Source organism: Aeromonas sp. A35_P (genome assembly GCF_002259925.1).
Taxonomy (GTDB): domain Bacteria; phylum Pseudomonadota; class Gammaproteobacteria; order Enterobacterales; family Aeromonadaceae; genus Aeromonas; species Aeromonas dhakensis.
Genome location: NZ_NEVB01000038.1, coordinates 1 through 11,644, shown reverse-complemented (window position 1 = coordinate 11,644; position 11,644 = coordinate 1). Strand labels below are relative to the sequence as shown.

Below are 11,644 nucleotides of genomic sequence, written 5' to 3'. Positions count from 1 at the left end.
TGTCTATTTAGAGGTTGATGCTGATGATGGCAATTAACATCTTCTCAACAAGGCGCGCTTTTGATAAATGATAGATGAAAAAACTGACGATATTTTACTCTGACGATGCTCCCATTTTGACCAAAATCCGTTTGCGCAAATAGAAATGACCGCCTAGATTAGCCAGCATTGACAATTCATTGGCAGCACTCGTTAAAACCAAGCCTTTATTCGGGAAATCTGCTAATGTTCCGCCTTTGATCTTCAGGAGACAGAGATGGCCACTATCAAGGATGTCGCCTCCCGCGCAGGCGTATCCATCTCCACCGTCTCACATGTACTCAATCACACCCGTCGGGTCAGCGAAGACGCAACCCAAAAAGTGCTTGAGGCGGTGGCAGAACTCAACTACGCGCCCAATTCGGTAGCGCGCAGCCTCAAGATAAACTCGACCAAGACCATCGGCATGCTGGTGACCACCAGTGCCAACCCCTTCTTTGCGGAAGTGGTACAGGGGGTGGAGGCGTACTGCTTCGAGCAGGGCTACAGCCTGATCCTCTGCAACACCGAGAACCAGCCGCCCCGTCAGCAGCACTACCTGCGCATGCTGATGGAGAAGCGGGTCGACGGTCTGCTGGTGTTGGGAACCGACATCGATACCCCGCTGCGCGACATGCTGCGCATTCACAAAAATGTGCCGCAAGTGGTGCTGGACTGGGGTACCGAGTGCGACTTTGCCAACGTCATCAATGACAACGCCCGCATCGGTGCGCGCCTGGCCGTGCGTCATTTGCTGGAGCAGGGTCACCGCGACATCGTCTGCATCACCGGTCAGCTGGCCAAACCGACCACCCAGCAGCGGCTGGACGGGGTGCGCGATGCCCTGGCCGAACAGGGGCTGACCCTGAAAGACGAGCAGGTCTTCGAAGGGGATTACGAGAGCCAGAGCGGCTTCGATGCCATGCAGCGGATCCTGGCCCTCACCCCGCGGCCGACCGCGGTGTTCGCCTTCGACGATCCCATGGCGATCGGCGCCATCTGCGCCGCCTGGGAAGCCGGGGTCAAGGTGCCGGACGACATCTCCATTATCGGTTATGACGACGTGGAGATGGCGCGCTTCTCCAGCCCGCCGCTCACCACCATCCGCCACCCCAAGGCCGAGCTCGGCCTGCTGGCGGTGCAGCAGCTGGTGAGCCGGATCCGCAACAAGGAGCTGGAGGTCGAGTCGATGACGGTGCAGCCGGAGCTGATCGTCCGCCGCTCGGTCAAGTCCCTGCGCTGATCGCGCCACGGCAGAGCCAGCAACAAGAAAACCCCCTCGCCAGCGAGGGGGTTTTTGTTTGGCCCGCGTTTATTGCAGTGGCGGCCAGTACTCCTGGTTGGCGGCGATCAGGTCGTCCAGGATGGCTTTGGCCACCGAGGCGCTCGGCACCGTCTTGGAGAGGGTGATCGCCTGCCACAGCTTCTGATAGGAGCGCTCGATCCACGCCTCCACCACCAGCTTCTCGACGGCCACCTGCTGGCCCATCATGCCCTGCTGGAACAGCGGGATGTTGCCCACCTGCAGCGGTTCGGGGCCGCTGCTGCCTACCAGGCAGGGGATCTCGACCATGGCCTCCGGGTCGAAGTTGGGGATGGCGCCCCGGTTCGGCACGATCAGCAGCATCCGCTCCTGGGTGTTGAAGGCGATGGCGGTGGCCAGATCCACTATGTAGGAGGCGTGCTCGTCGATCTCCAGCTCGCCGGCCGAGGCGTTGCCGGCCGCCACTATGGCGCGGCAGGCGCTGAACACCTGCTTCTCGCGGTGCTCCATCACCTCGTTGGCGCGGGTGTGCTCCGGATTGGAGTGGGCCACCACATAGTCCGGGTAGAGGTAGTACTTCAGATAGGTGTTGGGCAGGGTGTCCGGATCAAGGGCCCACACGTCCCTGGCCTTGGCGAAGGTGTCGTTCCAGCTGGCCTCGGCGTGGCCGGCCTGCTTGGGCACATAGCCGTGTTTGGCCACGTGGGCCTTGATGGCCGGCATCAGGTCGTTGCCCGCCAGATCCTCAATGCGGGTCCACCAGCCGAAGTGGTTGAGGCCGTAGTAGCGCACCCGCATCTCCTTGCGTGACGGCAGGCCAGCGATCTGGGCCATCCGCCCCTCGATGCCGATGGGCATGTCGCAGATGTTGAGGATCCTGGCGTGGGGACGCAGGCGACGGGTCGCCTCGGCCACGATGGCGGCCGGGTTGGAGTAGTTCAGCATCCAGGCATCCGGCGAGTACTGCTCCATGTAGTCGACCAGCTCCAGCACGCCGCCGATGGAACGCATGCCGTAGGCAATGCCGCCTGGGCCGCAGGTCTCCTGGCCGACCACCCCATGGCGCAGCGGGATCTTCTCGTCCAGCTCGCGCATGGGGTACTTGCCGACCCGAATGTGGGCCATCACGAAGTCCACCCCGCTGAAGGCCGCCTTGGGGTCGGTGCCGTAGCTGAAGGCAATGTCCGGGGCTCTCTCTTTGAGCAGGACGCGGCAGGCTTCGGCGATCACCTCCTGGCGGGCGCCATCGTTGTCGTAGAACTTGATCTCGTGCAGCGGGAAGCGGTGCTGGTTCTCCAGCAGCATGAGAACGATGCCCGGGGTAAAGGTGCTGCCACCGCCGGCAATGACGACAGAGAATTTTTTCATGATCATGACTCCGTTACGAAAGAAGAGGAGGAGGGGGTGTTCATCAGGCTCTCCATGTTTTCCCTCAGCTGGGGCACATGCAGACCGATAATGATCTGGATGCTGTCACCGTGGCGAACCACGCCGTGGGCACCCAATTGTTTGAAAGCATCATCCGCTGCCGCCAGACCCGCATCGCGTAGCGATATGCGCAGCCGGGTGGCGCAGTTGTTCAGACTGTTGATATTTTCAGCACCACCGAGCGCCGCCAGGATATGGCCGGCAATATCATGGCCACGTTGTTTTTTGGCGGCCTGATAATCGGCCTTGGAATACAGTTTTATTTCGCTTTCATCCCGCCCAGGGGTTTTCAAATTGAATTTCAGAATGAGCGTGCGGAATATCAGGAACCAGATCCCGGTAAAGGTCAGGCCGATGGCAATCTGGGTAAACATCATGCCGGCGTGATTGTGGAACATGGGGATCCAGTTCTGCGGCAGGAACTGGTCGAGCAGACCCCCGCCCATGTTGCCGACGACCCCGAACAGGTACATCACGGTCGCCATGGTGGCAGCCAGCAGGGCATGGATGGCGAACAGCAGCGGCGAGATGAAGAGGAAGGTGAACTCGAGTGGCTCGGTGATCCCCACCAGCATGGCGGTCAGGGTGGCCGGGATCAGCAGGCCGGCCACCTTGGCCTTGTTCTCCCTGGCGGCGGTGGCGTAGATGGCGAGTGCAATTCCCATGGCCCCGAAGATCTTGGAGTTGCCGTGCAGGGCGAAGCCGCCCTGGGGGAACAGCTCGATCAGCGGCCGGGTGCTCTGGCTGAACTCCAGCATGTGCTGGGCCCAGTAGAGCTGGATACCGCCTTCCACCGCGGCCGGGCCGAAGATGAAGGGGCCGTAGATGAAGTGGTGCAGGCCGGTCGGGATCAGGATCCGCTCAAGGAAGGTGTAAACCCAGACGCCGAGCGGGCCGGAGACCAGCATGAACTCCTGCAGGGAGGCGATGCCCATCTGTACCTTGGGCCAGCCCAGCAGGGTCAGCCAGGCGCAGGGGATCATCACGAAGAAGGCGACTATGGTGACGAACGAGCTGCCCTGGAAGATGCCGAGAAAGACCGGCAACTGTCGGTCGAACAGCCGGTTGTGGAGGGCGGTGACGATGCCGGAGATGGCGATGGCACCTATGATGCTGGTGTCCAGGGTCTTGATGCCGGCCACCATGGCCAGCCCGCTCTCGCCACCCACCGCCTGGTTGAAGTCGACCCCGAAATAGTCGCCCCAGGTCATCCCCATGGCATTGATGAAGTAGTTCCAGGTCATGAAGCTGACCAGCACAGAGAGGCAGGCACGGGCCTGAGCCTTGTTTGCCAGACCGATCGGCAGGCCGATGGCAAATATCAGCGGCATATTTCGAAATACTGTCCAGCCACCCTCTTCAATAATATGAACTATTTGAAAAAACAGTCCCTGAGGATTGGCCAGTGTCTCTCCCACGAACATGGGATTTTTCAGCATGATTGCAATGCCTACCACCATACCTGCGAATGGAAACAGTAATACAGGCGTAAACATTGCCCCGCCAAAACGTTGAATTTGACTGAGCATATAGCGTCCCTTTTTATTAGAGAATTGTCTGACTGCTGTTGTCGTGTTGCTGAATTGAACCTAACAACAAGCGATCAGGCCCTCATGAAATATGTGGTGGTTATGTGATCCGGCGCATGCACTTATTTAGACAAAGAGATCTAAATTTTGCGATATTGTTGTACGTCTTGTTTTTGTGACGTTTTTATCGGGTTATTTGAATTTAAAATTGTTTATTTTCAGCTGGTTGAAATAAAGGCGAGCGAATGGGTCGCCACCCCGGCTGGGTGAGGAGAGGTCTAGCAGTGATCTACAAATCGGTGGCGGATCGATTGCGTATCCGGGTCAACGGGGCGGATTGCCGGGTGGGGGATGTCCTGCCGAGCGAGAAAACTCTGGCGAGTCAGTTCGGGGTATCGCGGATGACGGTGCGCAAGGCGGTGGACATGCTGATCGAGTGGGGGCTGGTGGAGCGGCGCCACGGCAGCGGCACCTACGTGACCAAGAAGGACGTGCAGCACGAGACCAAGGGGCTGAGCGGTTTCACCGAACTGATGCGTGAACAGGGCCGCAGCCTGACCAGCGAGGTGCTGGAGTTTCGCACCATGCCGGCCCCACCCGCCATCGCCAGCCAGCTCAGGATCAAGGTGAACGAGCCGGTCTACTTCTCCAATCGGGTGCGTTCGGTGGACGGCCGGGCCCTGCTGGTGGAGGAGAGCTACATGCCGGTGCGGCTGTTTCGCACCCTCTCGGTGGCCCATCTGGAGGGATCCAAGTTCGCCTACATCGAGAACGAGTGCCAGCTCCCCATCGCCGGCAACTACGAAAGCTTCAGCGCCGTGCTGGCCGACCGGCGCATGGCCGAGCTGCTGCACATCGAGCAGGGGGCGCCCATCCTGCGGCTCACCTCGCTTTCATACGGTGAGAACGGCGAGTTTCTCAACTACTCCATCATGTTCCGCAATGCCAACGACTATCACGTCGACTACCACCTGCGCCGCGCCCGCGGCTAGCCTGTCCTCACCTTGTTGCGTATGCAAACCCCCTCGCCAGCGAGGGGGTTTTTGTTTGATGGGTCTGGGGTTGGCACATCAGTTCGAGTCGGACCAGCCGCTGCTCAACAGCCGCAAGGCATAAGGTTCAACCATGGGGAGGGGCATGAGCGCGAATGTCCCCCTCTGCTCATGCAGATCAAAATAATCAATTCAGATGTCCGTTATCCTTGCCGCCAGTGGTGGATGAGGCAGTGAGGGAAACATGAGCGTGATCGAAGCCGTGACCATGGCCGCCGGCCTGGCCTATCTGGTGCTGCTGGCGTGGCAGGCGCGATCCGGCTGGCAGTGGCGTCTTGCCCTCGGCCTGCTGCTCATGCTCTGGCTGCTGGCGGCGGACAGCCTGCTCTGGCTCGGCCTGGGGCTGGTGGCCGCCGCGCTTGCCTTCTGGCACTACCTGCGGCCGCGGCCCGCCCTCAAGGCGCTCGACAGCCAGTGGCTGCGGGGGCGCACGCGCCAGTGGCTACTGCTCTGCTGGGGGCTGGTGACGCTGCAGTACGGCCTGCATGTCTGGCAGCTGGGGCAGGGGATGAGCCCCTGGCTGGTGCGCCCTGACGTGGTGGACGGCTTCCTGCCCATCGCCGGTGGGCTTGGGCTGCGGGCCTGGCTCGGGCAGGGGCTGGTGGATCCGCACCATCCGGCGGCCACCGTCACCGTGCTGGTGCTCTCGCTGTCGGCCCTGCTGCTGGGGCGGGCCTTCTGCGCCTGGTTCTGCCCGCTCGGGCTGGTGGGGGAGTGGCTGCACGGCCTGCGTTCTCGCCTGTTGTCGGGGGAGTGGACCCCGCCGCGCTGGCTCGATGTCGTGTTGCTCGGCCAGAAGTTTCTGGTGCTCGCTTTCCTGCTGTTTATCGTGCTGATCGCGGTGCCAAGCGCCGCTCTGCCCGGCTACTTCACCAGCCCCTACCATCAGGCGGTGGACATGAAGATGGGGGCCTTCTTCTTCAACCTGACCCTGATCTCGGGTCTCTGCCTTGGCTGGGTGCTGCTGCTCACCGCCACCTTCCGGCAAGGGTTTTGCCGCTATCTCTGCCCCTATGGCGCCTGGCTGGCCCTGCTCGGTCTCTTGACGGTGCTGCGCATCCGCCGCGATCCGGCCAGTTGCCTGCGAAGCCAGGGCCACGACTGCGACAAGTGCAGCCGGGCCTGCCCGTCGCGCATCCAGGTGCATCAGCTCATCGCGGTGCACAGCCTCGAGTGCACCAGCTGCCTGAGCTGCGTGGCCGCCTGCCCCAAGCGGGCCGATGCGCTGCATTTGGGCACGAAAGGGCGCAGGCTCAGCCCTCCACGCTTGCTGGGGCTGCTCTGTCTGTTGCTGTTGGTGTTGCCGCTGCTCGCTTACGGCCTGCTGGGGATCTGGGTCAGCCAGACACCGCTCGAGGTACGGGCCCAGCTGCTGCAACTGCTGCCGCAGCTGACCCATTGAATACCGACACGCCGGTCAAAGGCGGTCTGCCCAGGGGGCCGGGCTGCCTGAAAAATGCACCCGAATTTGATACCTGAGGGGGAGCAGGGTAAAGTCCCTTCCCCGACATGGCGGCTCTGCTGCCGTGCCGGACCGGCAGTCAGTCCTGAGCGCACCTCGCTTCCTCTTCGAAGCAGTCAGCGCCGGGCGCCGGCACCTAGATGAGCGCGATCTACCATGACAACCGGCGTAGCAAATGCAACGGTCCGCGGTCGCGATCAGATCCACAATCGTCTTTGGAGAAGTAAATGGGACAGAAACCATCGTTGGTAGGCGGGGCATGCATCATTGCCGGCGTCTGTGTCGGGGCTGGCATGCTGGGTTTGCCGAGTGCAGGGGCGGGCGCCTGGACCCTCTGGTCGGTACTGGCCATCACCCTGACCATGATAGTGATGACAGTCTCCGGCTGGATGCTGCTGGAGTCCTATCAGGGTTATCCGCTGCGCGTGTCGTTCGATACCGTCACCCGTGAGCTGCTGGGGGAGAAGGTCAACGCCTTCAACAACCTCACCGTCTATTTCGTCGGCGGCATCCTGCTCTACGCCTACATCACCTCGGCCGGCCTCATCATAGACGGCATGACCGGCATCGGCAGCCAGTGGGCTTCCATCCTGTTTACCCTGGGTTTCTCCGGCCTGGTGTGGCACTCCACCCGGGCAGTGGATCGCATCTCCGTAGTGCTGGTCATCGCCATGGGGCTCAGCTTTGTGTTTGGCATCTCCGGGCTCTCCATCAACATCAAGCCGACCCTGCTGTTCGACACTCTGAGCCAGCACGCCAGCTATGCCCCCTATGCGCTGGCCATGTTGCCGGTGGCGCTCACCTCGTTCGGCTATCACCACTCGGTGTCGTCCATGCGCGCCTACTACGGTGAAGAGCGCCGTGCCCGCTACGCCATCCTCGGTGGCACCGCCATCGCGCTGCTGTTCTACCTCATCTGGCTGGTGAGCGTGTTCGGCAACCTGCCGCGCAGCGAGTTCGGGCCCGTGGTGGCGCAGGGCGGCAACGTCGACGTGCTGCTCAAGGCGCTGGCCTCGGTGATTGAATCCGAGGCGGTCGCCAGCGCCCTCAACGCCTTCTCCATGGCGGCTATCCTCTCCTCCTTCATCGGAGTGGGGCTGGGGGTGTTCGACTATCTGGCGGATCTGTTCAAGTTCGACAACAGCCGCCAGGGCCGTGCCAAGTCGTGGGCTGCCACCTTCCTGCCGCCGCTGCTGCTCTCCCTGCTGTTCCCGTTCGGCTTCCTGATGGCCATCGGCTACGCGGGTGCCGTGGCCACCCTGTGGACCTGTATCATCCCGGCCCTGCTGGCCTGGAAGGTGCGCGCCGGCAAGCAGGAGGGCAAGGACGAGGGGTTCCGCGCACCGGGTGGCATGCCGATGATCGTCGGCGTCTTCCTGTTCGGGGTGCTGACCGCCGCCTTCCACCTGCTCAACATGGCGGGCCTGCTGCCGGTCTATACCGGCTGAAGGGGCTGAATCCCCCCGGTCTGCCGCGGCAGGCTGCGACAGAAAATGGCGCCTTATGGCGCCGTTTTTTATGGTGCAGTACTGACGGGGCTACGGCCGGTAGCGGGCGGCGGTGATGAACTGGCCGAAGGTCTCGCACCAGATGATCACGCTGTCGTAATCGGCCGGGTTCACATCGGCAGGCAGGGGGACGATAAAGTTGTCGAAGGTCTTCACTGGCCCGACCTTCACCATCTTCTCCTTCAGGCGGGCAAAGTCGGCCTCGGTCTCGACGAAGGTGGGCGACAGGTAGAGCTGGTAGTCGGGGCCCGGCGCCAGCCTGCCCATCAGGCTGATGGCATCGGGCCCTATGCTGACCTGCCCTTCGCCCCAGTGCAGCCGGTCGCTGTCTTGCAGATCCCGGCGAAAGGTGCCGTGAAAGCTGGCTTGAGCCTGCCGGGCGGCCACCTGTTCGTTGGCGGGGGCGGGCGGGGCGATCAGGATCGGCAGGGCATAGATGCCGGCCACAAAGCCGGCGGCGCCCACCAGCAGATGGCTGGCCAGCAGCAGGGCCAGGGTTTTGCGTTGCATAGTGCCTCGGTCGTTGATTAATTGATGGCATCACCCTACCAGCAGGCCGCCGTCATGCCCAGCCCGGAATGGGGCATGGCGGTGGTTGCACGGGCATCGCGTTGGCGGGGCTTACTGGATGCTGACCGAGAGGGTGTGGGGCACCTGCTCGCCGCGGCGGGCGGAGGCGCGCATCTGATAGACCTGGATCAGGTACTTGCCAGAGGTGGGCAGGGCGCCTTGCCACTGGCCATCGCCGTCGTTGCGACCGATTGCCTCTGCCTGGCCGGGCTGGGCGCCGGGGGCAAAGAGGTTGAAATTGGCGTTGCTGCTGCCGCCGATCTTGACCGTCATGGTCTGGCCCGCCTTGGCCACCAGCGTGTAGTGAATGGTGTCGTAGCCCGCGAAGCTGCCCTTGAGCTGGGCGCTGTGGGCCCCCTTGGCAAACTGCACCGGCACTGTGGTGACCTTGTCGGCAGCCTGCGCCCCGGCGGCCATGGTGACGGCCAGCAGGGCGGCCTGGATTGCTCGTTTCATCGTTGCACCTCGTGAAGGGGCCCTGTCACCCTGGCAGGGCCTGTTCGACAAGATATGCCCAAAATGGCGGGCTGCCTATCCGGACCGCTTCTGCGCCATCGAGAAGGACGACCGCTCCCCTGTTCAGTTCGCCTGCTGCAACTCCCGGATGGCGGCGATCAGTCGGCTGGCATGGTCGCGAGCGCGAGCCTCGACCAGCTCCCGGGTGTTGTAGACCTCGGGGATATAGACCATGCCGTGGCTCCAGACCGGCGGCTCATAGGCCATGCCGGTCAGGTAGGCCAGCTGCTCGAGGGGCTTGAGCAGCTCGGGAATGGTGAAGTGGTTGTAGCCGAGCGGGCGATAGGACTCCTGCGGCCCGCCCACGGTCAGGGAGAGCAGCAGCGGCTTGCCCTTGAGCTTGTCCCCCTCAGGCCCATAGGCGAAGTTGAAGGTCAGCACCTCGTCGAACCACTTTTTCAGCAGCGCCGGCACCGAATACCAGTAGAAGGGGAACTGCAGTACCAGAATGTCGGCCTCCAGCAGGGCCTGCTGCTCGGCTGCCACGTCGATGCGGGCATCGGGGTAGAGTTGGTCGAGGCGCCGCACCCGGACGCCGGCGATGGCTTCCTCCAGCTCGCCGAGGATGACCCGGTTGGTAAAAGAGTGGGACAGGTCGGGATGACCGGAAATGACCAGCACCTTGCTCATGGCGTGTTCTCCTGTGAAAGCCGTATTGGGTGGACTGGCGCCACTATAAGGGGGAGAACTGTTTATTTTTAGACGGGAATGGGCAAAATGATTGTTAGTCATTAACTAACAAAAGTGGCCATCACCATGAAAGGATCCACCTTCCACTGTCTGATGATTTTCCACTGCATCGTGCAGGAGGGGTCGATCCGAGGTGCTGCTCGCCGGCTCGAGATGTCGGCCCCGACCGTGAGTCTGGCGCTCAAACAGCTGGAGCAGACCGTGGGGCTGGCGCTGTTTCGGCGTACCACCCGCAGCATGGAGCTGACCGAGGCGGGGCAACAGCTGCACGACCAGACCGGTCACGCCATGACGACCCTCGACGGTGCACTGGAGCTGGTGGGCCAACATGGTCGCGCCCCTGCCGGCAAGGTGCGAATGACCCTGCCCCGCTACGTGTTCCAGAGCTTCTTGCAGCCGCTGTATGCCGGCTTTTGCCGCCAATATCCGGAGATCGAACTGGAACTGCACCTCTCGGATGCCACGGTCGACATACTGCGGGAGGGGATCGACCTCGGCATTCGCTCAGGCGATCGGGTCGACGAGGGCATGGTAGCGCGCCCGTTGAGTGGCTCCCTGCGCGAGGCGCTGTTCGCCTCGCCCGACTACCTGGCCAGGCACGGCATGCCGACGACGCCGGCGCAGCTCAGTGAGCATCGCCTGATCCGCTATCGCTTCACCACCTCCAACCGTCTGTCCGCACTGCGGCTGACTTTCGATGACAATACGCCGGCCCCGGAGATGGGCACGGCGCTTATCGTCAACGACACCGACGCCATGATCGATGCTGCCAAACAGGGGTTGGGCATCGGCATGATGATCGAGCCGGTGGCCGCGCCCCATCTTGCAGCCGGCACCCTGATGCCTGTGCTGGAGCCCAGGTGGGTGACCCATCCCGGCCTGCACCTCTATTACCGGCGGGAAAGCGCCAAGACCGGCCGGGTTCGCGCCCTGATCGACTACCTGCTGGCCCATCGGTCGTTGCCATAAGCCGGCACTGGCTCCATCCCATGCCAGCACTCTGTGCTGGCTCGATCTGCGCAGTGTCATCGGGTGTATGAGCGGCTGGCCAGCCAGTCGGTGGGCCAGTGGGTGGGATGCATGGGGTCTGGCAGGAGAGTGAGAAAAGCCGGGCGCAGCTGACTGGCCCGGCTTGGTGTTCACTCCATTTATCGTACCTGCCTGTACGCCGGCAGGATTAGGGGTTGAAGCTGCGGGTGATCTTCAACTGATGAATCCCGCCGGAGCACTGGGCATCATTGCCCCAGGCGCTGACCGGCAGGCCGCGTTCCAGCGCCAGCAAAGCCATCTCGAACATGCCCCTGCCGGGGTAATCATTCAGGTTCTTGAAGACATGGAAGCTCGTGCTGCCCTGCTCATAATTCTTTTCCCATGAAATCACTACCGCATTGCCGGCGTCGGGGCCGCCACTGGCCGATTTGATATAGCCGGCATGCACATCGGTCAAGATGACCCGATCAAGACACTGCACGTCGACCCGGTAAGTGGCCAAGGCACTGGTAGAGCACATCAGGGTGGACAAGGCTGCCAACATAACGAACTTCTTTTTTATAATCATTCTACACATCTCCATCTGTGTGTTTCAGGTGAATGGCGGAAATTAAAAT

Annotated in this window: 11 protein-coding genes; 5 read left to right on the top strand and 6 right to left on the bottom strand. The window is 62.1% G+C overall.

Annotated elements, in window-relative coordinates; translation table 11 throughout:
• Positions 1-256 precede the first annotated feature (256 nt).
• Positions 257-1,261 (top strand): substrate-binding domain-containing protein, encoded by a 1,005-nt coding sequence (locus CAK78_RS03435; protein ID WP_094696369.1) that lies wholly within the window; start codon positions 257-259, stop codon positions 1,259-1,261.
• 69 nt (positions 1,262-1,330) lie between these two features.
• Here CAK78_RS03435 and CAK78_RS03430 read toward each other — a convergent pair whose 3' ends face one another.
• Positions 1,331-2,650, bottom strand: a complete 1,320-nt coding sequence (locus tag CAK78_RS03430; RefSeq protein ID WP_094696368.1) for a 6-phospho-alpha-glucosidase — start codon at positions 2,648-2,650, stop codon at positions 1,331-1,333.
• Positions 2,651-2,652: 2 nt separating this feature from the next.
• On the bottom strand, positions 2,653-4,239 hold the full coding sequence (locus CAK78_RS03425; RefSeq protein WP_094696367.1) for an alpha-glucoside-specific PTS transporter subunit IIBC: 1,587 nt from the start codon (positions 4,237-4,239) through the stop codon (positions 2,653-2,655).
• A 284-nt stretch (positions 4,240-4,523) separates the two neighbouring features.
• On the opposite strand from CAK78_RS03425, the gene CAK78_RS03420 reads away from it, so the two are divergent.
• The 3 genes from CAK78_RS03420 (at position 4,524) to CAK78_RS03410 (ending at position 8,201) form a co-directional block, all read left to right on the top strand.
• Complete coding sequence (locus tag CAK78_RS03420) at positions 4,524-5,231, top strand: GntR family transcriptional regulator (RefSeq protein WP_010635556.1); 708 nt, start codon at positions 4,524-4,526, stop codon at positions 5,229-5,231.
• Positions 5,232-5,475: 244 nt separating this feature from the next.
• Positions 5,476-6,693: a 4Fe-4S binding protein gene (locus CAK78_RS03415; protein WP_094696366.1), complete on the top strand. Its 1,218-nt coding sequence runs from the start codon at positions 5,476-5,478 to the stop codon at positions 6,691-6,693.
• Between the two features lie 287 nt (positions 6,694-6,980).
• A complete protein-coding gene (locus CAK78_RS03410; protein ID WP_005307366.1) occupies positions 6,981-8,201 on the top strand; it encodes an aromatic amino acid transporter in 1,221 nt (406 codons plus the stop codon).
• Between the two features lie 90 nt (positions 8,202-8,291).
• On the opposite strand, the gene CAK78_RS03405 is transcribed toward CAK78_RS03410, so the two are convergent.
• The 3 genes from CAK78_RS03405 to CAK78_RS03395 all read right to left on the bottom strand — a co-directional run bounded on the left by CAK78_RS03405 (position 8,292) and on the right by CAK78_RS03395 (position 9,977).
• The gene (locus tag CAK78_RS03405; RefSeq protein WP_094696365.1) at positions 8,292-8,771 is read right to left on the bottom strand and encodes a DM13 domain-containing protein; all 480 of its coding nucleotides are present in this window, start codon (positions 8,769-8,771) and stop codon (positions 8,292-8,294) included.
• Positions 8,772-8,882: 111 nt separating this feature from the next.
• Positions 8,883-9,287, bottom strand: coding sequence for a g-type lysozyme inhibitor (locus CAK78_RS03400; protein WP_094696364.1), 405 nt, complete (start codon positions 9,285-9,287; stop codon positions 8,883-8,885).
• A gap of 123 nt (positions 9,288-9,410) precedes the next feature.
• Positions 9,411-9,977, bottom strand: coding sequence for an NAD(P)H-dependent oxidoreductase (locus CAK78_RS03395; protein ID WP_094696363.1), 567 nt, complete (start codon positions 9,975-9,977; stop codon positions 9,411-9,413).
• Between the two features lie 126 nt (positions 9,978-10,103).
• Between CAK78_RS03395 and CAK78_RS03390 the strand changes: the two genes are divergently transcribed.
• Positions 10,104-11,006, top strand: a complete 903-nt coding sequence (locus CAK78_RS03390; RefSeq protein ID WP_094696370.1) for a LysR family transcriptional regulator — start codon at positions 10,104-10,106, stop codon at positions 11,004-11,006.
• 208 nt (positions 11,007-11,214) lie between these two features.
• On the opposite strand, the gene CAK78_RS03385 is transcribed toward CAK78_RS03390, so the two are convergent.
• Entirely contained in the window at positions 11,215-11,595 is a 381-nt protein-coding gene (locus CAK78_RS03385) for a hypothetical protein (protein WP_094696362.1), read from the bottom strand.
• Positions 11,596-11,644 lie beyond the last annotated feature (49 nt).

Coding starts and splice junctions, on each gene's coding strand:
- CAK78_RS03435 (WP_094696369.1), top strand. CDS start 257: ATGGCCACTATCAAGGATGTCGCCTCCCGCGCAGGCGTATCCATCTCC.
- CAK78_RS03430 (WP_094696368.1), bottom strand. CDS start 2,650: ATGAAAAAATTCTCTGTCGTCATTGCCGGCGGTGGCAGCACCTTTACC.
- CAK78_RS03425 (WP_094696367.1), bottom strand. CDS start 4,239: ATGCTCAGTCAAATTCAACGTTTTGGCGGGGCAATGTTTACGCCTGTA.
- CAK78_RS03415 (WP_094696366.1), top strand. CDS start 5,476: ATGAGCGTGATCGAAGCCGTGACCATGGCCGCCGGCCTGGCCTATCTG.
- CAK78_RS03410 (WP_005307366.1), top strand. CDS start 6,981: ATGGGACAGAAACCATCGTTGGTAGGCGGGGCATGCATCATTGCCGGC.
- CAK78_RS03405 (WP_094696365.1), bottom strand. CDS start 8,771: ATGCAACGCAAAACCCTGGCCCTGCTGCTGGCCAGCCATCTGCTGGTG.
- CAK78_RS03400 (WP_094696364.1), bottom strand. CDS start 9,287: ATGAAACGAGCAATCCAGGCCGCCCTGCTGGCCGTCACCATGGCCGCC.
- CAK78_RS03395 (WP_094696363.1), bottom strand. CDS start 9,977: ATGAGCAAGGTGCTGGTCATTTCCGGTCATCCCGACCTGTCCCACTCT.
- CAK78_RS03390 (WP_094696370.1), top strand. CDS start 10,104: ATGAAAGGATCCACCTTCCACTGTCTGATGATTTTCCACTGCATCGTG.
- CAK78_RS03385 (WP_094696362.1), bottom strand. CDS start 11,595: ATGATTATAAAAAAGAAGTTCGTTATGTTGGCAGCCTTGTCCACCCTG.